This window comes from Mesorhizobium sp. M0615, from assembly GCF_040320805.1.
GTDB lineage: Bacteria > Pseudomonadota > Alphaproteobacteria > Rhizobiales > Rhizobiaceae > Mesorhizobium.
This window is the reverse complement of the sequence record NZ_JAMYQI010000021.1, coordinates 42,825-63,557: the sequence shown is the minus strand read 5'-3', so window position 1 is coordinate 63,557 and position 20,733 is coordinate 42,825. Positions and strand designations below refer to the sequence as shown.

The window sequence follows — 20,733 nt, the reverse complement described above, 5'->3', positions numbered from 1 at the left end:
CCTCAACGTTCGCAGCTGACGGCTGGGGTTCTGAGCGGCAAAGTCATCTTGCAGCAAGGGTAGTAGCCACCCTTGTCCTTGTCGGACTGCCTGTAGAAGCAAAGTCCAACATCGACTCTGTCGCCCGGAGAATGGCCGGTGATGTCGACCGTGTAAGGCTTACCGGGAGCATGCGACTGGGGTGATGTCACCCCGACGCCTGGTGTCATGGACTGGACCTTGATCGAATCGCCGCCAAAGCCGGCATGGTCATGGAGATAGAGGTCGGCCTGGAGGCCGCGAGGCGTGCAGTAGAACTGAACATCCTCGACATCGATGCACGGAGGCAGATCGCCGGGCGGTGGGAAGCCCGGCGGATAGAACGGCGGCAGATAACCGCCTGGGATCTCTTCATAATAGCCGGCACGGCCGTCGCAGGGGTGCCAGACCTCGACGTCGCCGACATGGCCTTCCACTTCTGGGTCTTCGAAATAGCCGTCGAAGTCGACGAACCACGAGCCGAAAGGCGGCACGTTGGCCGGCTTGACCAACGGCGTCGGCGTGATCTGCACGCCGTGCACGGCAAGCGGCCCGCCGGCGGCGAGCTGGTCGGCAAGTGTCGGGTTGTCGCGCAGCTTGTCGCCGGTGTTGACCAGCGTGTCGGTGCACACGCCGGTGTCGAGATTGCCGTCGGCGTCATAGCCATATTGCAGGTCGAGCCCACCGGCCGACTGCCGGTTGCCTTGCGGGAAGCCGACCGCATATTCCTGCGGCTCTTCCACCCAGACCGATTCCGTCGCCGGATCGTCCGGGTTTTCGCGCCAGTAGCGGATGACCTCGCCCTTGCCGGAATCGGCGAACTGGCTGTAATCGTAGCGATTCTCGACCGGGCCGCGCTGCGCCAGATACATGAAGCCCTGGTTGTCGAAGGCGATGTCGGTGACGGCGTAGTCCTTGTCGGCCTTGACCGTCAGCTCCCAGCGCGGATCACCGGCAAAGCTGCCATCGCGGGCAATGCCAACCGACCAGATCTCGGCCTTTTCGCCGACCGAATAATAGATCCGGCCGCCATGATAGGCGACGGACCAGACGCGGCGTTCGTCCTGCGTGTAGCCCCATGTGTCGGGGTCTTCCGAGTCGAAGGCAGCACCCTGTATGTCCATCACCGCACCGTCATCGGCGACGGGAGCCAGCCCATGCGCCGGCCGCCCGGCAACGCCGTGATCGAATGTGTCGATCAGCGTGCCGTTGGCGTCGAGGCGGTGGATGAAGCCGGTGTCGAGGTCGCTGGCGAAGAACTCGCGGTGATTGCTGTCGAAGCTGATGTCGCCGATGCCGGAACCGCTGTTGGTGTCAATGTCGGCGAATTTGGAGACCGCGCCGGTGATGCCGTCGATCTTCCAGATCGTGCCCGGACCGCCACCGCTTTCGGTGCCGAACTGGCCGTCCATGAAGACGGCGCCCGCGGTTCCGCGGCGCTGTCGCTCGGGCCGACCGTCGGCATCTTCGTCCGGGGTGACGATACGGATGCCGTGCAGCGAGGTCGCGCCGGCATAGAGGTTGGGGACGCCCGTGGGAACGCCGTCGCGCACACCGTCATCATAGGTGATGGCGAACACCTGGCCGATCTGTTCGGCCGTCACCTCGAAAGGCGGCGGCGTGTAGACGAGCTGGCCGGAAGCCGGTCCGCCGAGCGCCGAAACGTCGAAGACGCGCAAGGTGGCGCGCGTCGTGTCGATGAAGGTTTCGTCGACCGGGTCGACGCCGGGCGGCAGCCCCCCCCTTTCGGAATCGGCAGAGTCGAAATTGGGAATGACGGTGCCGGAAAATCCGGTGACCGCCATCGAGCCGGGATAGACGATCTGGGTTTCCTGCGCTTGGGCGGCTGTGCCCAACCAGAGCGTGGCGCTCAGCGCCAGGGCAAGCAAACCGCCGCCCAGATCGAGCGAACGGCGGAAACCGCTTGGAAACGACATGGACGCGCCGCGATCGCAGGACATAAAACTCCCCCCGAAGTTTTCGGGAGGAACATCCGGTGCGGCCGCGCGAAACAGGGCAAGGCGCGGCGTTCCGGCACGTTCGTCCCTGATCGAATTGTCTGCTTTCCTCATCTTCACGATACGCCTGCTCCTGCGCAGGGTCAACGGAATCAGCCGAAAGCCCAGCGCATCGACTCCATCCCGAAGGCGGTGGTCGCGCTGAGCTTGCGTTGGTCCCGGAGACCGTGGAGCCTCTGGGGTCCTGGTCATGGGGCATCCTTTCCGGCCCGCACCATGCGGCGCCTGGTCGTCAGTCGCAGGCTGAAGCGGAAAGGTTCATGCAAAACGGCGGCCGGGTCTGTCCGCCATTTCACAGAGGCGCGGCTAATTCCTTGTGTCAACTCAAGGTGGAAAACAGTCTTGGCGCGCGAAAGACCGGCCGGCTTACTTACCGTCAGTGCCGGCTTCTGCTAGCGTCTTCCCAACCCTGGGGGGTATCATCACACGCAGGCACTTCGTTCTATTGCTGGCGGCGCTTTTTCCATGTGCGTTGCCGGCCCATCAATCCTTAGCCAAGACCTTGGTCTACTGCACCGAGGTTAGCCCCGATACGTTCGATCCCGCACTCGCCTCCGGATCCCGCGACGCCTCGGCCACCGCTCTCTACAACCGCATGGTCGAGTTCGAGCCCGGCACCACCAAGGTGCGCCCCGGCCTTGCCGAAAGCTGGGAGATTTCCGACGACGGCCTTACCTACACATTCCACCTGCGGCAGGGCGTGAAATTCCACAGCGTCGAGGGCTTTACGCCTAGTCGCGACTTCAATGCCGATGACGTGCTGTTCACCTTCGACCGGCAGGCCAACGCGCAGAACCCGTTCAACAATTACGCCAAACGCCAGTACATTTACTTCGACGGCATCGGCATGCCGGATCTTGTCGCCGGTTGGCGCAAGCTTGACGACCATACTGTGGTGATGACGCTGAAGGCGCCGCATTCGCCGATGCTTGCCGACCTGGCGATGGATTTCGCTTCGGTCGTTTCCAAGGAATATGCCGACAAGCTCGTCGCAGAGAAGCGGCTGCTCGACCTGGCGCTGAAGCCGGTCGGGACGGGTCCATTCCAGCTTGTCGACTACCAGCAGGATGCAGTCATCCGCTACAAGGCCAATCCGGACTACTGGCGCGGCAAGCCGAAGATCGACGATCTCGTCTTCGCCATTGCCACCGATGCCAGCATTCGCATGGAAAAGCTGCGCGCCGGCGAATGCGATCTCATGCCCTATCCAAATCCGGCCGACCTGGAGGCGATCAAGGCGACACCCGGCATCAAGGTCATGCGGCAGGAGGGCCTCAATACGGGATACCTCGCCTTCAACACCTTGCAGAAGCCCTTCGACGATCCAAGGGTGAGGAAGGCGATCGCCATGGCCATCGACACCCAGGCGCTGGTCGACGTCGTGTTCCGCGGCACCGGTGAAGTCGCACGCAATCCGCTGCCGCCGACCTCCTGGGCCTATGACAAGACGAGCCCCGATCATGTCTTCGACCCCGCTGCCGCCAGGCAGGGGCTCGCCGATGCCGGCGTAAAAGACCTGCACATGAAGATCTGGGCGATGCCGGTGCAGCGTCCCTACAACCCGAATGCGCAGCGTATGGCCGAAATGATCCAGTCCGACCTGGCAAAGATCGGTGTCAACGTGGAAGTCGTGACGTATGAGTGGACTGAATACCTTGCCCGCTCGAAGTCACGCGACCGCGACGGCGCCATGCTGTTCGGCTTCACCGGCGACAATGGCGACCCCGATAACTTCCTGTCGGTGCCGCTTGGCTGTGCCGGCGTCGGCACCACCAATCGTGCCAACTGGTGTTTTCCGGCATTCGACGATCTGCTCAAGCAGGCAGCCGGGATCGTCGATCCCGCTGCCCGCGCAAAACTCTATTCGCAGGCGCAAACGATCTTCAGGGAGCAGATGCCGTGGGTCGCTATCGCCCACTCCGTGGTCTCGATGCCGATGCGCGAACAGGTGACGGGCTATGTCATGGACCCCTTTGATCACCATGATTTCGCGGGCGTCGATATCAAGGAATAGCGTTCGGTGTCTGCCGCCGATCTCGATGTCTATGTAGAGAGCCTGCGCAATTTCCGACTGGTGCGGAGCTATAGCATCGCGCAGTTGCTGCCTTACCTGGAACAGGCTGGATTGAAAGTGCGCCTGCTCGACCGGCCAGCCGGCCGAGATCGGGCGCCGGTGGCCTTTCTGCATGTCGACCTGACAGTCGTGCCGCCAACGTACCGCGGGCTCGGCCACCTCTACGACCGCACCATCAATGGCCGCGCGCTGTCCATCCACCGGCACCTTTATTCGACACTGAAGCTGGAGGCAGGCGACAGCCACGAGGGGCCGGTTGTCGTCAAGACCGTCCTCAACTCCAGGGGCCGACCAGAGCAGCGCTGGTGGCAGCATCGCAACGGCCTGACCAGGAGCGCGCATGCCATCCGCAAGCTCTTCGAACCCGGCTACAAGGACCGCCTGTGCCCGCCCTATCAAGTCTACCAGACGATCGGCGAGGTTCCTCCGGATGTATGGCGCAACAATCGCCTGATGGTGGAAAGGTTCGCCTTCGAAACCCTCGACCTGCCCATCGTCAAACACCGCTACATGTTCCTGCTCGGCGCCGAGATCAACATGCGGCAGGTCTACGACGATGTGTTGTGCGCCGGCTCAAAAATCCTGAGCAATGAGGTGGGCGGCGCCGTCCCGCCGGAGGTGCTGGCGGTGCGGCAAAGGCTCAATCTGGATTTCGGCGCCATCGACTATTTCATCGTCGACGGCAAAGGCATTGTCGTCGATGCCAACAAGACCGTCGGCTCAAATCCGGAATGGCTGAAGAAAAACCGCTTTCGCCGGGAGTTCAACGATCGCATGGCCGAGACGCTGATAGCCTTTGTCCGCGGCTGAGCCGTTCACCAGATCCAGTCGCCTCTGCCCAGCACCGACACCGCTTCGACGATACGGTTGAAGCTGGCGCGGGCCCGGCCGACCGTGTGCCTGGCCCGGAGATAGCCGTGCACCAGCCCCGGCTCCTCGAACCAGGCGGCATGGCCGCCGGCAGCGAGGACGCGATCGCGGTAGGCCTCGCCGTCGGACGACAGCGGGTCACACTCAGCGGTGATCAGCACTGTCGGTGGCAGGCTGGTGAAATCGACGTCGGCCAGTGGATACAAAGTGATGTCGCCGGTGCCGTCGACGCCGCCGGTGCGGATATCCCTGTAGAAGTCGAGATCGCGCACCGTCAGCATCGGCGCTTCCGCATGGGTCAAATAGGAGCCTTGCGAACGGTCGCCGCCGAGGCCGGGATAGATCAGCACTTGGCCGATCGGCTTTTTGGCATGGCTGCGCGTCGCGTGGGCGACAGCCGCGCAGAGATTGCCGCCGGCGCTGTCGCCGCACAGCAGGACAGGTTGATCGTAGGTTCTGGCCGCCCATTCGAAGGCATGCAGCGCATCGTCGAAGGCGGCCGGGTGCAGATGCTCCGGCGCCAGGCGGTAGTCGACGGAGACGACATCGAAGCCGGTCCGGGCGCACAGCTCGGCGCAGACATCGTCATGGCTGTCGAGCCCGCCGAGAATGAAGCCGCCGCCATGAATGTAGAGCACGATCGCGGCCCGGTTCGGGATTGCGCTGCGATAGATGCGGATCGGGATGTCGTGCGCCGCAATGATTGTCGTTTCCGCCGTCACGCCGTCGGGATAGCCGGCAAAGAACTCGCGGCACATCCGGTCATAGATCACACGCTGCTGGGCGATGGTGTAGTCGATCGTGTCGGGAGGATAGTAGGAGTTGGTCTTCTCGATGAAGGCCCAGGTCTCGGCGTCGATGAGGGTTTTGTAGTCGGTCATGCAGCTCCTTTACCTCCCCCTTGATGGGGGAGGTCGCCGCGAAGCGGCGGGTGGGGGTGGCGGCGCATCACCCCACCCCGGACCTTCGGTCCGACCCTCCCCATCGAGGGGAGGGTAAAGAGCCTACTTCCCCTTCCACACCGGGTCGCGCTTCTCTGCAAACGCCCGGAACCCTTCCATGCCGTCCTCCGAGCCATACAGGGCATCGACGGTCGCCAATTGCCTCCGCGTCACGCGGTTCATCGCATCCTGGAAGGTCAGCGCCTCGGCCACGCGCGCCGTTTCCTTGATCGCGGCGAACACCAGCGGCGGGCCGCCGGCGAGCAGCCGGGCGATCTCCCAGACGCGGTCCTCGAGCTTTTCCTTGGGCAGCACTTCGTTGACCAGGCCCCAGCGATGCGCCTCGGCGACATCCATCCAGCGGCCGGTGAGCAAAAGGTCCATGGCGACGTGATAGGGGATGCGCTTGGGCAGCTTGATCGTCGCGGCGTCGGCCAGCGTGCCGGCACGGATTTCGGGCAGTGCGAAGGAGGAGTGGTCGGAGGCGAAAATGAGGTCGCAGGACAGCGCCAACTCGAAGCCGCCGCCGACCGCCATGCCGTTGACGCAGGCGATGACCGGCTTGTTCATGTCGCGCAGCTCCTGCAGGCCGGCAAAGCCGCCGACGCCATAGTCGCCGTCGACCGCGTCGCCACCGGCGGCTGCCTTCAAATCCCAGCCGGCGCAGAAGAACTTGTCGCCGGCGGTCTTGACGATGGCGACGCGCAGTTCCGGGTCGTCGCGGAACGCCTTGAAGGTCTCGCCCATCAGCCGCGAGGTCTTGAGGTCGATGGCGTTGGCCTTGGGCCGGTCGAGCGTGACCTCGAGGATGGTGCCCTCGCGGCGGGTGGAAATGACGTCAGACATTCTTCTTCTCTCCCAGCACCAGCAGCGCGTCGGCGATCCAGGCGCCCTTGCCCTCGGCGCAGACGATCAGCGGGTTGATGTCGAGTTCCTCGATATCGCCGGCATTCTTCTGCACGAAGCCGGCAATGCCTGCGATGGCGCCGATGGCCGCGGCGACATCGGCCTTCGGCCGGCCGCGATAGCCCTCAAGCAGAGGGAACAGTTTCAGGCCGCGTAGCGCCGCCTCGATATCGTCGCGCGTTGCCGGCAGCATCAAGGTCACGCTGTCGCGCAACAGCTCGACCAGCACGCCGCCAGTTCCCAGCGTCATGACGGCGCCGAACATCGGGTCGCGGGTAAAGCCCACGATCAGCTCGGCGACGCCGTCGCGCACCATGCGCTCGACATAGAGCCCGGTGCCGAGCGGCAAGAGATCGTGCGCCGCGGTGCTGACGGATTCGGCGTCCTTGAGGTTAAGCCTGACAGCGCCGACTTCCGACTTGTGGGTGACGCCAAGCGCCTTCAACGCCACCGGGAAGCCGAGCGCCATCGACGAAATCACCGCCTCTACGGCGTTAGCGGCACGTTCTGCCTTCGGCACCGGCAAGCCGGCCTTGATCAACCGCGCCTTGGCTTCGGCCTCGTCAGGGGTGACATGGTCACCTCCGGCCGCACCTGCAGCCGACGTGTCGATAGGCTGCGCCTGCGGCTCGGCCCAGGCCCAGCCGATGAAGGCTGCCGCACCTGCGGCATCCATGGCCTCGGAGATGCCGAACAGCGGCACCATGCCGCGCGCCATCAGTTCGGCGGTGTATTCCTCCGGCAGGTTCTCCGGCAGCGACGAGACGATCGCGCCATGCGCCTTGTTGGTCTTCAGCGCCGATTCGAAGGCGCGCAGCGTCGCCCACCAGTCGGTGACCGAGCAGCGGTCGGGGCGTGGAAAGTCGAGCACCAGCATGTTGAGGTCGAAGCCGCCCGACACCATGGCGGTGAAGGTGGCGGTCATCGCCGGTTCGTTGTTCCAGATGAAGGTGTGATAGTCCAACGGGTTGGCGACCGCGACCAGCGGCCCGAGCGTCGATTTGACATGGGCGCGGTGCTTGCTGGTGAGCTCCGGGAAATTGACCCAGCGGCCTTCGGCGCTGTCGGCCATGACCGAGGCTTCGCCGCCGGAGCAGCTCATCGACGACAGACGATAGCCGGGCAGCGGCCCTGTGACATGCAGCAGCTTCAGCGCCTCGATGAAGGCGGGGATGGAATCGACGCGGGCAATGCCGAGCCGCCGCAGGAAAGCGCCCGAAGCGGCATCCGAACCGGCGAGCGAAGCTGTGTGCGAGACGGTCGCCTGCCGCGCCTGTTCGGACCGGCCGACCTTCATGGCGATGATCGGCTTCTTCAGTTCGCGCGCCCGCGCCGCCAGCTTCTCGAAGCCTGCTACCGAATCGAAGGCTTCGATGTGCAGGCCGAGCGAGGTGACGCGCTCGTCCTCGATCAGGCCGAGCGCCATTTCGGAGAGGCCGGTCTGCGCCTGGTTGCCGGCGGTCATCAGGAAGGCGATCGGCAGGCCGCGCTTCTGCATCGTCATGTTGATGGCGATGTTGGAGGACTGGGTGATGATGGCGACGCCCTTGGCGCCTTCGGGCAGCCGGATGCCGCCATGCTGGTCGGGCCATAGCAGCGCGCCGTCGGCGTAGTTGATCAGGCCATAACAGTTCGGGCCGATGATCGGCATCTGGCCGGCCGCGGCCACCAGTTCGGCCTGCAGCCGCTCGCCATCGTCGTCATAGGCCTCGGTCTCGAGAAAGCCCGCGGCAAAACAGACGGCGCCGCCGGCGCCGCGCTCAGCCAGCGCCTTGATTACCTCGATGGTGAGATGCCGGTTGACGCCGACAAAGGCAGCGTCCGGCGCGCCGGGAAGGTCGGCGACCGAGCGATAGGCCTTGCGGCCGGCGACCTCGTCCTTGTTCGGATGCACCGGCCAGATTTCGCCGGCAAAGCCCATTTTGATCGATTGGGCGACGACGGCAGCGGCCTGAGCCCCGCCGAACACCGCGATGGATTTTGGGCGCAAGAGGCGTTCAAGCTTGTGCATATTCCCCGTCTCTTCTTTTTAAGCCCCGAACGGGCGCAGCAGCGCCCGCGAAATGATGTGGCGCTGGATTTCCGACGTCCCTTCCCAGATGCGCTCGACACGGGCGTCGCGCCAGATGCGCTCCAGCGGCAGGTCATCCATCAGCCCCATGCCGCCATGGATCTGGATTGCTTCGTCGGCAACAAAGGCGAGCATTTCGGTAGCCTTCAGCTTCGCCATGGCCATGTCCTGATCGGTGACGGTGCCCTGATCGTACTTCCAGCCGGCTTCGAACACCATCAGGTCCGCCGCCTTCAATTCGGTCGCCATGTCGGCGAGTTTGAACGACACGCCCTGGAACTTGCCGATCTGCTGGCCGAACTGCTGGCGTTGCGCCGAGTATTCGATGGCGTGGCCGAGTGCCCGCTCGGCGCGGCCGAGACAGGTGGCGCCGACCTGCAGGCGCGTGGCGCCGAGCCAGGAATTGGCGACGTCGAAGCCCTTGTGGACCTCACCCAGCACCTGGCTTGCCGGCAGGCGGCAATCGTCGAATTCGAGGATGGCGTTGGTGTAGCCGCGATGCGAGACGTTGCGGTAGCCGTCGCGCACGGTGAACCCCTTGGTGCCCTTGTCGACGAAGAAGGCGGTGATCTTCTTGCGCTTGCCGCGCGGCGTTTCTTCCTCGCCCGAAGCCATGAAACTAATTGCGAAATCGGCCAGATCGGCGTGGCTGATGAAATGCTTGGTGCCGTTGAGCACCCAGTCGTCGCCGTCCTGCACGGCTGACGCCTTCATGCCGCGCAAATCGGAGCCGGCGCCGGGCTCGGTCATCGCCAGGCAGTCCCACTTCTCGCCACGAATACACGGGAACAGGTATTTTTCGCGCTGCTCCGGCGTGCCGGCGAGCAGGATGTTGGAGGGGCGCGCGACGCAGGTCCAGTGCAGCGCATAGTTGGCGCGGCCGAGTTCCTTCTCGTAGAGCAGCCAGGTCACCGTATCGAGGCCGGCGCCACCGACATCGGCCGGCATGTTGGCGGCATAGAGCCCCGCTTCGATTGCCTTGACCTTGATCTCCTCGATCAGCTCGCGGCGCAGCACGCCGGTGCGCTCGACCTCGCGTTCATGCGGGTAAAGCTCATTCTCGACGAAAGCGCGCGTCGTCTCGACAATGAGCTTCTGTTCCTCCGACAGCCCGAAATCCATGGTCTTCAGCCCTTCTTCTTTTTCTTCGGTTTTTCCGCCTTCTTTACCGGCTTGGATGCCTTGGACTTCTCGGCGGCCCTGGATGCGGCCGGCTTCTTCGCCGCCAGCTTGGCCAATTGCCTGGTATAGTCCTTGTGCAAGGCGCCGGCGCCCCAGCCCTTGCCTTTGTTCTGTTTCGACAGAGCATCCATGATCGCGACCAGATTGTCGTCGCGGATCTTTTCCAGTTCGCGGATCGACAGGCCGTGCGCCTGGTCGTCCGACTGGGTGGCAATAAGATCGACCAGCTCGTCGTTGAACTCCGGCACGTCCATCAGCTTGGTCCACGGCCATTTCAGGCACGGCCCGAACTGCGCCATGAAGTGGCGCATGCCGGCCTCGCCGCCGGCGACGCGGTAGACCTGGAACATGCCCATCTGAGCCCAGCGCAGGCCGAAGCCATAGCGCATGATGTCGTCGAGTTCCTCGACCGTGCAGATGCCGTCCTTGATCAGCCACAGCGCCTCACGCCAGGCCGCTTCGAGCAGGCGGTCGCCGACAAAGGCCTCGATCTCCTTGCGGATCACCACCGGCTTCATTCCGATCGATGCATAGATCTCCTTTGCGACCTCGATCGCCTCTGGAAAGGTCTGTTCGCCGCCGACGATCTCGACCAGCGGCAGCAGATAGACGGGGTTGAAGGGATGTCCGACAACCAGACGCTCCGGATGCTTCTTCATCGCCACCTGCATGTCGGTCGGCTTGATGCCCGAGGTGGACGAGCCGACAATGGCGTTGGCCGGCGCGTAGAGATCGATCTCGGCCAGTACGCGGTGTTTGAGGTCGAGCCGCTCCGGCACGCTCTCCTGGATGAAATCGGCGTCGGCCACCGCCTCGGCGATGGTCTTGGCAAAGGTCAGTCTGCCTTCCCTGGGCAGGCCGCCGGGAACCATCTGCTTGTAGGCGCGGCGCGCGCCCTTCATCACTTCCGAGACCTTGCGCGACGCTTCCGGGTCCGGATCGAAGATCGACACGTCGATGCCGTTGAGCAGCAGCCGCGCCACCCAGCCGGCGCCAATGACACCGCCGCCAATGGCGGCTGCCTTGTTGATGATGCTCATGGTCAGGCTCCGGTTCTTGTCTTGGCGTTTGAGGGTCGATGAGAGGCACGCGCTCGCCGGAGCGGATCACGGAGGGGTCGTAGGCCTTGCGGGCGAAGACTTCGAGCACGAACTGGCGGAAGAATGCGATCGGCAGCGTGTCGAAGTCCGGGTCGAAGCTCGACTGGTCCCAGCGTTCGCAGAACTGGTCGCAATCGTCGAAATAGGCATGGCTGGCGAAGCGGTCGCGAGCATGGCGGTTGCCGCCGAGATGATGCGCGTAATAGAGCCGCTGGAAGTCGCCATGCTTTTCCACCACCCAGGTGCATTGCTCGCGCACGAAAGGTTTCAGGATCGAAGCGGCGTATTCGTCGTGATTGTAGGGAGCGTAGATGTCGCCGATGTCGTGCAGCAGCGCGCAGGCGATCCAGTCGGTGTCGGCGCCGTCGCGCCAGGCACGAGTCGCCGCCTGCAGCGAATGGCCGAGCCGGGTGATCTTGTAGCCGGACAGGCCTTCGTCGAGCTGCACCAAAGCGTCGAGCAGCCGCTCGCCGGTCTTGGCGGCATAGTCGATCTCATGGGCGGTCAGGAACTCGTAGTCTTGCCTGTCGCCATCCTTCATCGCAGTGAATTTGACGGTAGCCATGATCCGCTCCCGTCTTAAGCAGCCGCTGCGATCGGCGCCCGCTTGGTGAGGTTGAGCTTCCTGCGCACTTCCTCCGGCCCCAAAATCCTGGCGCCGAGATTGGTGACGATGCTGGCGGCGCGCTCGACCAGCTGCGCATTGGTGGCCAGCACGCCCTTGTCGAGCCAGAGATTGTCTTCGAGACCGACGCGGACATTGCCGCCGGCGAGCACTGCAGCGGCTGCATAGGCCATCTGGTTGCGGCCGATGGCGAAGGCCGACCAGTTCCAGGTCGACGGCACGTTGTTAACCATGGCCATGAAGGTGTTGAGGTCGTCCGGCGCCCCCCACGGCACACCCATGCAGAGCTGCACCAGCGCGTCGGGATTCAAGACCTTTTCTTCGACCAGCTGTTTGGCGAACCAGAGGTGGCCGGTATCGAAGGCTTCGATCTCCGGCTTGACGCCGAGCGCCGTCATCATGCCGCCCATTGCGCGCAGCATGCCGGGCGTGTTGGTCATGACATAATCGGCCTCGGCGAAGTTCATGGTGCCGCAATCCAGCGTGCAGATTTCCGGCAGGCACTGGCGCACATGTTCCATGCGGTTGGTGGCGCCGCCCATGTCGGTGCCTTTTTCATTGAGCGGCAGCGGCGCTTCCGGTGAGCCGAACACCATGTCGCCGCCCATCCCGGCGGTCAGGTTCAGGATCACATCGACTTCTGCCGCGCGGATGCGGTCCGTCACTTCGCGGTAGAGATGGACATCGCGGCGCGGCTTGCCGGTCTCGGGGTCGCGGACATGGCAGTGGACGATGGCGGCACCGGCCTTGGCCGCATCGATCGCCGAATCGGCGATCTGCTTGGGCGAGCGTGGCACATGCGGGGAGCGGTCCTGCGAGCCGCCGGACCCGGTCACGGCACAGGTAATGAAAACCTCACGGTTCATCGCGAGCGGCATGGACATCTCCTCCCCATAGAAACAGACCCTAACAATGACCGACTTGCCGGAAACTGTTTTGCAATTTACGAAGCTCTCATGATCAAAAGCGAAAAACCGACCATCTTCCGCGCTGAGCGATCGCCGCTCAAGGTGACGCTGCTGGTGTTTTCAGGCTCGTCCATCATGTGCGTGGCGTCGACCGTCGACCCGCTGCGCGCCGCCAACCGCATCTCAGGCGAGACGCTGTTCGATTTCAAACTGGTCTCGGTCACCGGCGAGGCGCCGGTCACCACATGCGGCCTGCCGGTGGCGGTCAGGGGCCGCTTCGATGCGGCCGAGCCGACCGACGTGCTTGTCGTCGTCGCCGGCTTCGGCACCCAGAATTACGCGACATCGGCTCTGCTTTCCGGATTACGGCGAGCGGCCCGCGCGGCTCGCGCCTGCGGCGGCGTCGAGGCCGGCACATGGCTGGTGGCGCGCGCCGGCCTCCTCGAAGGCCGCAGCGCCACCACCCATTGGGAAGACATGGAGGATTTTTCCTCCGCCTTTCCCGGCGTCGACGTGCGTCCGGACCGCTACGTCATCGACGGACCGGTGTTCACCTCGGGCGGGGCGTCGCCGACCTTCGACCTGATGCTGCATCTGATCCGCACCCGGCTCGGCATGGCCGTCGCGCTCGATGTCGCCAGCGTCTTCATCTACGACCAGGCGCGCGCCGCGACCGACGCGCAGCCGCTGGTCTCGCTCGGCCGGCTCGACGGCTACGACCCGCGTCTGGCGCAGGCTATCCGGCTGATGGAATCGCATGTCGACCAGCCGCTGACCATCGACGCGGTGGCAAAACGCGCCGGGGTGACGGCGCGGACATTGGAGAGCATTTTTCGCAAGTCGATCGGCGAGACGCCGGGCGCATATTATCTCAGGCTGCGGCTGGGCGCGGCGCGGCGGCTGGTGGTCGACACGCGGATCGCCATGGCGGATATTGCCGGGCGGACGGGGTTCTCGTCCGCCGCGGCATTTTCCAGAGCGTTTTCAAGAGCGTTCGGCGAAGCCCCGGTCAGGCTGCGCCGAGGTTGATGCATGTCGCCCAAAAGTGTGTCGCGGTTTTGGGATTACGACATGCACGGACAAAGGGAGATCAGGCTGCGTTCTGTCGATCGCTGCCGGCGTCCATCTGCGAGCGCATCTGCCTCGCCAGACGGACTTCAAATCGGCTGCTGACAGCACGATCCCATTCGTTTTTCACGCTGTCGGTCGGCCGCGGCAGCGCCATCAGCCGGTCGATGATCGATCCGGTCTCGCCGGATGAGAGCAGGGCGTCGATTTCGCGTTCATGCTGCATATCGGTTCGCCTCCTTCCTTTTCACCCGCCACAACCGCATCCTTATACGAGATACGTGACGGCAGTTTGAAGGCAAGAGCGAGGTCATTGAGGGGCGCCAAAGGGCAAACCCTTGTCGTCGGATAGGGTCTTGCGCAAACCCCATTCCGGGGCGGCCGGAATGTTATCCAGCCACCCTTGAGCACAACGAATCGGCTTTCCGCCCTCAGACGTAGCGGTTGACGATGTTTTCCAGCAACTCCTGGCGGCCGGAGCGTGGCTGCGGCTCGATCTTCTTCTTCACCACGCGCTCGGCGATGTCTTCCAGCGAGCGCTTGCCCGACAGCATCGCCTTGCCCTCGGCCGTGTTCCAACCGGCATAGCGCTCGGCCAGCGGACCCGACAGCGCCTTGTCCTCGACCATCTTGGCGGCTGCCTTGAGACCTCGTGCGCAGGAATCCATGCCGCCGATATGGCCGATCAGCAGGTCCTGCGGGTCGAGCGACTGGCGGCGCAGCTTGGCGTCGAAATTGGTGCCGCCGGTCTTGAAGCCGCCGGCCTGCAACACCTGGTAATAGGCCAGCGCCATCTCCGGCACATTGTTGGGGAACTGGTCGGTGTCCCAGCCCGACTGGTAGTCGTTGCGGTTCATGTCGATCGAGCCGAAGACGCCGAGCGCATTGGCCAGCGCCAGCTCGTGCTCAAAGGAATGGCCGGCAAGAATCGCGTGGCCCTGCTCGATGTTCAGCTTCACTTCCTTCTCCAGCCCGAAGCGCTTGAGGAAACCGTAGACCGTGGCAACGTCGTAGTCGTACTGATGCTTGGTCGGCTCCTGCGGCTTCGGCTCGATCAGGATCGTGCCTTTGAAGCCGATCTTGTGCTTGTAGTCGACGACGAGACTGAGGAAGCGCCCGGCCTGCTCCTGCTCGCGAGCAAGATCAGTGTTGAGCAGCGTTTCATAGCCCTCGCGCCCGCCCCACAGTACATAATTCTCGCCCTTCAGCCGCTTCGTGACGTCGATGCAGCTTTTCACCGTCGCCGCCGCATAGGCGAAGACATCCGGATCGGGATTGGTGGCGGCGCCCGACATGAAGCGGCGGTTGGAGAACAGGTTGGCCGTGCCCCAGAGCAGTTTGACGCCGGTCTTCTTCATCTTGGCGGCAAAATAGTCGGCGATCTCGTCGAGCCGCGCGGCACTTTCGGAGAAATCCTTGCCTTCCGGCCGCACGTCGGCGTCGTGGAAGCAGAAATAGGGCGCGCCGAGCAGCGAGAACATCTCGAAGGCGACGTCGGCTTTCAGCTTGGCCAGTTCCATCGTGTCGACGCCGCCAGCCTTGGGAAACCAGGGCCGGTCGAAGGTCTGGCCGCCAAAGGGATCGCCGCCCGGCCAGGCGAAAGAATGCCAGTAGGCGACGGCGAAGCGCAGATGGTCTTCCAGCCGTTTGCCGGCCACCACCTCGTCGGGATTGTAGAAGCGGTAGGCCAGCGGATTGGTGGAATCCGGCCCCTCATACTTGATCGCTTTGATGTCGCCGAAAAATCCGCTGCTCATGATTTCTGTCCTCTCTCGAATAGTTCACCCTGATTACCTCAGGCGTAATTGGTTTCGCTCTCGCTTGGGGTGAAAAGCCTCGTGTCAAAGCCACTCAACGAAGGAGACAGACCATGACCGACCTCAATACGATCGCCCAGAACTACATCACCGCCTGGAACGAGGCCGATGCGGATCGCCGTGCCGAACTGCTCAAGGCCACCTTCACCGAAGACGTCAGCTACCGCGATCCGCTCATGCAGGGCGACGGCCACGCCGGCGTTGCTGGGCTGATCGACGGCGTACAGCAGCGCTTCGCCGGCTTCCGGTTCTCGCTGAAGGGTACGCCGGACGGGTTTGGCGACCGCATCCGCTTCTCGTGGAATCTTGGGCCGGAAGGCGTGCCGTCGGTTATCGAAGGCACCGATATCGGTGTTATCGAAAATGGGCGCCTGAAGAGCGTCACCGGGTTTCTGGACAAGGTGCCGGCGCAGTGATCGATTAAGGGTGGCGCGAGACACCCCCCTCTGCCCTGCCGGGCATCTCCCCCGCAAGGGGGGAGATTGGCTGGCATCCACGCCTTCGCTAATCACCCACCTTACAAGACTGGCATACCCGCCGACGCTGCCGATCTCCCCCCTTGCGGGGGAGATGCCCGGCAGGGCAGAGGGGGGTGCCTCGCGCCGACTCACGCGGTCATGCCTTTGATCGCCGGGTATAGCGCCCGGTAGCGCTGATAGGCATCGGCATACGCCCCGCCAAGCGGGACATCCGGTTCGATCGTCGCATCCGTCCTCGGCGCCGTGCACACCGCCAGCGGATCAGCCCCTGTCGCCGCGATCAGACCAAGCCTCGCCGCGCCAAAGGCAGCACCGAAATCGCCGTCGGCCGGAATGTCCACGGGCACCTGCAGCGCCGTAGCGATCGCCTTCAGCCAGTAGCGCGAGCGCGAGCCGCCGCCGATCGCGGTTACCCGCGTCAAATCCGTGCCGGCGGTCTTCAAGGCTTCGAGACTGTCGCGGAATGCGAAGGCGACGCCTTCAAGCACGGCCTGCGTCAGCACCGCGCGGCTCGACTCATGCGCCAGTCCGGTGAAGGACCCACGAATGGCGGAATCATTATGCGGCGTGCGCTCGCCCGAGAGATAGGGCAGGAACGACACCCCGCTCGGCGCTCTCAGCACATCGCCAAGTTCGGCGGTCAATTCGCCGGCCTTCTTGCCTGAAATCTCCGACAGCCAGTTCAGCGAATCGGTCGCAGACAGGATGACCCCCATCTGGTGCCAGGTGTTGGGCAGGGCATGGCAGAAGGTGTGCACCGCGCTTGCCGGATTGGGCAGGTAGGAAGCGTTGGCGGCAAACAGCACGCCAGATGTGCCCAGCGACACAAAAGCGTGGCCGGCGCCGACCGTGCCCATGCCGCAGGCCGAAGCAGCATTGTCGCCGGCGCCGCCGGCAACCGGGGTGCCCGATGCTATGCCCCAGCTGACGGCCAGTTCGGCGCGCAAGGCTCCGGCCTTCTCCGTGCCTTCGACCAGCGACGGCATCTGCCTTTCGTCGAGCGATGTCGCCGCAAGCAACTCGGGGGACCAGCGCCGTTTGCCGACATCGAGCCAGGAGGTGCCGGCCGAGTCGGACATTTCTGAGATATGCTCGCCGGTCAGCCACAGCCGCAGGAAATCCTTCGGCAAAAGCACCTTCGCCACTTTGGCGAAGACGGAGGGCTCATTGTTCTTCACCCAGGCGAGTTTCGGCGCCGTGAAGCCGGGGAAGACGATATTCCCGGTGAGTTGGCGAAAGCGCGGGTCGGCATCGAGCGCGGCGGCCTCGGCGTGGCTGCGCGTATCGTTCCACAGAATGCAGGGGCGGAGCACCTGGTCGCCGGCATCTAGCAAGGTGGCGCCATGCATATGGCCGGAAAGGCCGATGCCCTTGACCGCGGCAAGCTCTTTTGGGTGCGAGGCTTTCAGCTCGGCAATGGCCGTCTCGCAGGCGCGGATCCAGTCGGCGGGGTTTTGTTCGGACCAGCCGGGATGCGGCCGCGATACGTCAAGCGAAGCATGGCCGGAGCCGATGATCTTCTGCCCGGCATCGATCAACAGCGCCTTGACGCCCGACGTGCCGAGATCGAGGCCGAGATACATGCATTCCTCCCATTGCCATTAATTTTTTCGGGTCTCGAAAAAATCTGGCTTGCCAGTTTTTAAAACAAGATCCGCCGCGGGTCAATTCTCTGACAAATTGGCGGCGCGTTGCGAAAACAGCGCCGAAAGCGGACTGTCCGGCCGGGCCAGTGCGCGCTCGGCCGTCAACGCCCGGGCAAGCGCTGGGTCACCGGCGCGCAACGCCGCCTCGATCAGCGTGAGATCAATCACATCGCGCTGGGCGTGGCTGCCGCCAAAGCGATGGGCAATGGCGCGGATCGGTCGGATCAAGCGCACCGCTTCGCTGTAATTTCCCTCGCCGAATGCCTTGATGCCTTCCGTCAGTGGCTGGCCGACATCCCGGGTAAAGGCGACATTGTCGTCGCTGCCGCGCATCGCCTCGTGCTGGGCTTCGAGCAAGATCTTGGCCGGCGCTACGAGCCCGGCGCCGACGAATGCCATCATCGCATGCGCATCGTTGAAGGCGTAGTTGCCGGCTCCAGCCTTCGGCGCCCAATTGGCGGCGAGCGCTGCCCAGCGGTCGCCGACATCGACACCGCCGAGATAAAGCCGCCACAGGATCGCCGAGGCGTCGACCATGTTGAGCGCCAGGGCAGAGCGGGCACCATAGATCGGGCCGTCATAAAGCTTGAGCACTTCGTCGGTTTCGCCGAGGTCGTAGTGGAACAGCGCCAGATGCCACCAATTGTGCACCTGCAGGAAGCTCTCTTTGGTCCACGCCTCGGGATTGGCGCGCATCCAGGCGATACCGTCCCGTTGCCGGCTCTGCATCTCCATGACATGGGCGACCGCATGCTGCGCCCAGCCGTCTCGCGGCTCGATCTCGATCGCCTGTCGGCCGAAATTTTCGGCTCTGATATAGTCGCCCATCTCCTCGAGACCGAAGGCCTGCATACCGAGAATGGCGTGGTAACCTGGCATGCCGCTCTGCCAGGACGGCAGCGCGCGGCTGATACGGTCGCGCAGCATGCGGGCATTGCCGGTGAAGAAGTCGATCTGGTGGCCGACCTGCAACGCCACCGCGTCGAGCGGGTTGTCGATGGCGATATCTTCGAGCAGGCGCGCGGCGTCATGCCAGCGTCCCTCGGCAAGGTGGCCAAGGGCCGCCACATGCGCCTGTTCGCGCGGCGTCGCGGCAAGCGGCAGTGCCGCAGCATGGCACGCCTGGGCGACCGCCGTTGCCTCGCGTTCGGTGGCGAGGCCGAACAGATACCCCTTGAAGACATGCGCCATGACGAAACCGGGATCCGCGGATATGGCGCGGTCAACGGAGCCGACCGGGTCGCCGACGAAGCATTGCAATTCATGAACGGCCTGGCAGTAGGGTGAAAACCCGGCTTCGGTCGCGCCCGAAAACATTAGGCCGAATGGATCTCTTACTGCCATGTCGGCCCTGATGCTCCGCAGTTCCTAATTGCCCGAGCGCATCGCCACCGTGGCGATTCCGGCGCCGACCAGCAGCGTGCCGCCGGTGCGGTTGAAGATGCGGATTGCCTTGGGGTTGCGTACGACGTTGCGGGCGCGCGCCGCGATCAGCGCGTAGCCGAAGGCATTGGCGAAGGCGAGCGCCAGGAAGGTCGTTTCGAAGATCAGCATCTGTGTCCAGAAATCGGCTTCCCGATTGAGGAACTGCGGCAGGAAGGCGACGAAGAAGGTGATGCTCTTCGGGTTGAGTGCGGTGACCAGCCAGGCGTGCGCCATCATCTTGGCGGCCGAGACGGCATCTGTGCGTGGTTCGGCTTTGAGCGCGCCGCCGGCGCGAAACAGTTTTACCCCGAGATAGATCAGATAGCAGGCGCCGATCAGCTTCAGAATGGTGAACACGGTCGCCGACGCCGCCAGCAGCGCGCCGATGCCCAGCATCGACAGGGTCATGGCGGTGAAGTCGCCCAGCGCCACGCCGACGGCCATCGGCAAGGCGGTGCGCCAGCCCTGGCCCAGCGCATAGGACACGACCAGAAGAATGGTCGGGCCCGGAATGATGAGCAGCACGGCGGAGGCGGCGGCGAAGGCGGCCCAGTTTTCGAACGACATCTTTGTCTCCTTGAGGGCAAAGAAAAGGATAAATCCTCGTGTGCGGAGGAATGTAAAGGGCCCTCTCCCAAAAATGCACGGCGGACCATTTCGCCCGACCGCTGCGGCTATTGGCGGCACAGGTTTAATGCCGGTCGTTGGGCCTTCACCCTTTTTCAACCATGTTTGGCGAAACTGCCTGCTATCCGGCCGGACCGTGTTTCCCGCCGACAGCGTAGGGTTTGGGTATGCGTGAGTTGCCGCAGAATGTGACGCCGCCAGCAAATGGCGACGCAAACGAGACCGAACATCTCTATTCCCGCCGCTTCGTCCTGTCAGGGGCCGGCGCCATGACGCTGCTCGGCATGGCCGGCTGCAGCACTTCGACGCTCGAGTTGCCGCAATTCCAGCTGGATGACACGGTCACCGGCTCGGTGCGGCCGATCCGTCCGGCGATCAGCGTCGACAAGAACATCACCGGCCCCGATGTCATGTACGCCTCACTCAACGATGGCGGCTTCGAAGTGCCGGCTGTGCCCTATCAGAAGGTCAAGCCGGAGTTCCGCCGCCAGATCGTCGTCAACGAGACCGGCGAGGCGCCCGGCACCATTGTCGTCCATCTGCAGGAGCGAAAGCTCTATCTGGTGCAGGAGGGCGGCGACGCCATTCGCTACGGCGTCGGCATCGGCAAGGACGGCTTCCGCTGGTCCGGCCGCGCCAACATCCAGTACGGCAAGGAATGGCCGACCTGGACGCCGCCGCCGGAGATGATCCAGCGCAAGCCGGAACTGGTGAAATGGCAAAACGGCCAGCCCGGTGGCCTCACCAACCCGCTCGGCGCACGCGCCCTCTACATCTACCAGGACGGCAAGGACACCGGCTACCGCATACACGGTTCGCCGGAATGGGCGAGCATTGGCCAGGCGATGTCGTCGGGCTGCGTGCGCCTGATCAACCAGGATATCATCGACCTCTACAGCCGCGTTTCCAAGAAGAACCCGGTCGTGGTCGTCTGATCCTGTGCGGCGGTTTGGCGCCG

At 63.9% G+C, this 20,733-nt stretch carries 17 protein-coding genes and 1 pseudogene; 5 read left to right on the top strand and 13 right to left on the bottom strand.

The features are described from left to right. Nucleotides 1–2: 2 nt before the first annotated feature. On the bottom strand, nt 3–1,955 hold the full coding sequence (locus NKI46_RS27990) for an NHL repeat-containing protein (protein ID WP_352459315.1): 1,953 nt from the start codon (nt 1,953–1,955) through the stop codon (nt 3–5). A gap of 499 nt (nt 1,956–2,454) precedes the next feature. Between NKI46_RS27990 and NKI46_RS27985 the strand changes: the two genes are divergently transcribed. Both NKI46_RS27985 and NKI46_RS27980 read left to right on the top strand, forming a co-directional pair. Continuing rightward, complete coding sequence (locus NKI46_RS27985; protein WP_502896847.1) at nt 2,455–4,050, top strand: ABC transporter substrate-binding protein; 1,596 nt, start codon at nt 2,455–2,457, stop codon at nt 4,048–4,050. A 6-nt stretch (nt 4,051–4,056) separates the two neighbouring features. Then, entirely contained in the window at nt 4,057–4,920 is an 864-nt protein-coding gene (locus tag NKI46_RS27980) for a hypothetical protein (protein ID WP_352749045.1), read from the top strand. A 5-nt stretch (nt 4,921–4,925) separates the two neighbouring features. Here the strand turns inward: NKI46_RS27980 and NKI46_RS27975 are convergent, their stop codons facing one another. From NKI46_RS27975 to bcoG, 7 genes and pseudogenes are all read right to left on the bottom strand, one after another. Next, nucleotides 4,926–5,861, bottom strand: coding sequence for an alpha/beta hydrolase (locus NKI46_RS27975; RefSeq protein ID WP_352749043.1), 936 nt, complete (start codon nt 5,859–5,861; stop codon nt 4,926–4,928). 123 nt (nt 5,862–5,984) lie between these two features. Next, nucleotides 5,985–6,767: a carnitinyl-CoA dehydratase gene (locus NKI46_RS27970; protein WP_352749040.1), complete on the bottom strand. Its 783-nt coding sequence runs from the start codon at nt 6,765–6,767 to the stop codon at nt 5,985–5,987. Then, the gene (locus NKI46_RS27965; RefSeq protein ID WP_352459295.1) at nt 6,760–8,838 is read right to left on the bottom strand and encodes an acetate--CoA ligase family protein; all 2,079 of its coding nucleotides are present in this window, start codon (nt 8,836–8,838) and stop codon (nt 6,760–6,762) included. Before NKI46_RS27965 ends, NKI46_RS27970 begins: the two co-directional genes overlap by 8 nt. Before the next feature lie 18 nt (nt 8,839–8,856). Then, the gene (locus NKI46_RS27960) at nt 8,857–10,020 is read right to left on the bottom strand and encodes an acyl-CoA dehydrogenase family protein (protein WP_023668860.1); all 1,164 of its coding nucleotides are present in this window, start codon (nt 10,018–10,020) and stop codon (nt 8,857–8,859) included. A 5-nt stretch (nt 10,021–10,025) separates the two neighbouring features. Next, nucleotides 10,026–11,120 (bottom strand): carnitine 3-dehydrogenase, encoded by a 1,095-nt coding sequence (locus NKI46_RS27955; protein WP_023696920.1) that lies wholly within the window; start codon nt 11,118–11,120, stop codon nt 10,026–10,028. Between the two features lie 31 nt (nt 11,121–11,151). Next, nucleotides 11,152–11,745, bottom strand: a pseudogene (locus tag NKI46_RS27950) (HD domain-containing protein); the annotation flags it as partial. A gap of 14 nt (nt 11,746–11,759) precedes the next feature. Next, nucleotides 11,760–12,683, bottom strand: a complete 924-nt coding sequence (gene bcoG / locus NKI46_RS27945) for a 3-dehydrocarnitine:acetyl-CoA trimethylamine transferase BcoG (protein WP_023668863.1) — start codon at nt 12,681–12,683, stop codon at nt 11,760–11,762. A 78-nt stretch (nt 12,684–12,761) separates the two neighbouring features. Between bcoG and NKI46_RS27940 the strand changes: the two genes are divergently transcribed. Then, on the top strand, nt 12,762–13,742 hold the full coding sequence (locus tag NKI46_RS27940; protein WP_023668864.1) for a GlxA family transcriptional regulator: 981 nt from the start codon (nt 12,762–12,764) through the stop codon (nt 13,740–13,742). 61 nt (nt 13,743–13,803) lie between these two features. On the opposite strand, the gene NKI46_RS27935 is transcribed toward NKI46_RS27940, so the two are convergent. Next, nucleotides 13,804–14,007, bottom strand: a complete 204-nt coding sequence (locus NKI46_RS27935; RefSeq protein WP_023668865.1) for a hypothetical protein — start codon at nt 14,005–14,007, stop codon at nt 13,804–13,806. 205 nt (nt 14,008–14,212) lie between these two features. Beyond that, nucleotides 14,213–15,538, bottom strand: coding sequence for a xylose isomerase (gene xylA / locus NKI46_RS27930; RefSeq protein WP_023684279.1), 1,326 nt, complete (start codon nt 15,536–15,538; stop codon nt 14,213–14,215). Between the two features lie 113 nt (nt 15,539–15,651). Between xylA and NKI46_RS27925 the strand changes: the two genes are divergently transcribed. Beyond that, the gene (locus NKI46_RS27925) at nt 15,652–16,014 is read left to right on the top strand and encodes a nuclear transport factor 2 family protein (RefSeq protein WP_023689938.1); all 363 of its coding nucleotides are present in this window, start codon (nt 15,652–15,654) and stop codon (nt 16,012–16,014) included. 191 nt (nt 16,015–16,205) lie between these two features. Here NKI46_RS27925 and xylB read toward each other — a convergent pair whose 3' ends face one another. The 3 genes from xylB to NKI46_RS27910 all read right to left on the bottom strand — a co-directional run bounded on the left by xylB (nt 16,206) and on the right by NKI46_RS27910 (nt 19,715). Continuing rightward, a complete protein-coding gene (gene xylB / locus NKI46_RS27920; protein ID WP_352749036.1) occupies nt 16,206–17,660 on the bottom strand; it encodes a xylulokinase in 1,455 nt (484 codons plus the stop codon). A gap of 81 nt (nt 17,661–17,741) precedes the next feature. After that, entirely contained in the window at nt 17,742–19,067 is a 1,326-nt protein-coding gene (locus NKI46_RS27915; RefSeq protein ID WP_023738053.1) for a tetratricopeptide repeat protein, read from the bottom strand. Nucleotides 19,068–19,091: 24 nt separating this feature from the next. Beyond that, nucleotides 19,092–19,715: a LysE family translocator gene (locus NKI46_RS27910; RefSeq protein WP_023738052.1), complete on the bottom strand. Its 624-nt coding sequence runs from the start codon at nt 19,713–19,715 to the stop codon at nt 19,092–19,094. Between the two features lie 227 nt (nt 19,716–19,942). On the opposite strand from NKI46_RS27910, the gene NKI46_RS27905 reads away from it, so the two are divergent. Beyond that, nucleotides 19,943–20,710 carry a L,D-transpeptidase gene (locus tag NKI46_RS27905; RefSeq protein WP_023738051.1) on the top strand — a complete coding sequence of 256 codons (768 nt, stop codon included), beginning with the start codon at nt 19,943–19,945 and terminating at the stop codon, nt 20,708–20,710. Nucleotides 20,711–20,733 lie beyond the last annotated feature (23 nt).

Coding starts and splice junctions, on each gene's coding strand:
- NKI46_RS27990 (WP_352459315.1), bottom strand. CDS start 1,955: ATGTCGTTTCCAAGCGGTTTCCGCCGTTCGCTCGATCTGGGCGGCGGT.
- NKI46_RS27975 (WP_352749043.1), bottom strand. CDS start 5,861: ATGACCGACTACAAAACCCTCATCGACGCCGAGACCTGGGCCTTCATC.
- NKI46_RS27970 (WP_352749040.1), bottom strand. CDS start 6,767: ATGTCTGACGTCATTTCCACCCGCCGCGAGGGCACCATCCTCGAGGTC.
- NKI46_RS27965 (WP_352459295.1), bottom strand. CDS start 8,838: ATGCACAAGCTTGAACGCCTCTTGCGCCCAAAATCCATCGCGGTGTTC.
- NKI46_RS27960 (WP_023668860.1), bottom strand. CDS start 10,020: ATGGATTTCGGGCTGTCGGAGGAACAGAAGCTCATTGTCGAGACGACG.
- NKI46_RS27955 (WP_023696920.1), bottom strand. CDS start 11,120: ATGAGCATCATCAACAAGGCAGCCGCCATTGGCGGCGGTGTCATTGGC.
- bcoG (WP_023668863.1), bottom strand. CDS start 12,683: ATGCCGCTCGCGATGAACCGTGAGGTTTTCATTACCTGTGCCGTGACC.
- NKI46_RS27940 (WP_023668864.1), top strand. CDS start 12,762: ATGATCAAAAGCGAAAAACCGACCATCTTCCGCGCTGAGCGATCGCCG.
- NKI46_RS27935 (WP_023668865.1), bottom strand. CDS start 14,007: ATGCAGCATGAACGCGAAATCGACGCCCTGCTCTCATCCGGCGAGACC.
- xylA (WP_023684279.1), bottom strand. CDS start 15,538: ATGAGCAGCGGATTTTTCGGCGACATCAAAGCGATCAAGTATGAGGGG.
- NKI46_RS27925 (WP_023689938.1), top strand. CDS start 15,652: ATGACCGACCTCAATACGATCGCCCAGAACTACATCACCGCCTGGAAC.
- xylB (WP_352749036.1), bottom strand. CDS start 17,660: ATGTATCTCGGCCTCGATCTCGGCACGTCGGGCGTCAAGGCGCTGTTG.
- NKI46_RS27915 (WP_023738053.1), bottom strand. CDS start 19,067: ATGGCAGTAAGAGATCCATTCGGCCTAATGTTTTCGGGCGCGACCGAA.
- NKI46_RS27910 (WP_023738052.1), bottom strand. CDS start 19,715: ATGTCGTTCGAAAACTGGGCCGCCTTCGCCGCCGCCTCCGCCGTGCTG.
- NKI46_RS27905 (WP_023738051.1), top strand. CDS start 19,943: ATGCGTGAGTTGCCGCAGAATGTGACGCCGCCAGCAAATGGCGACGCA.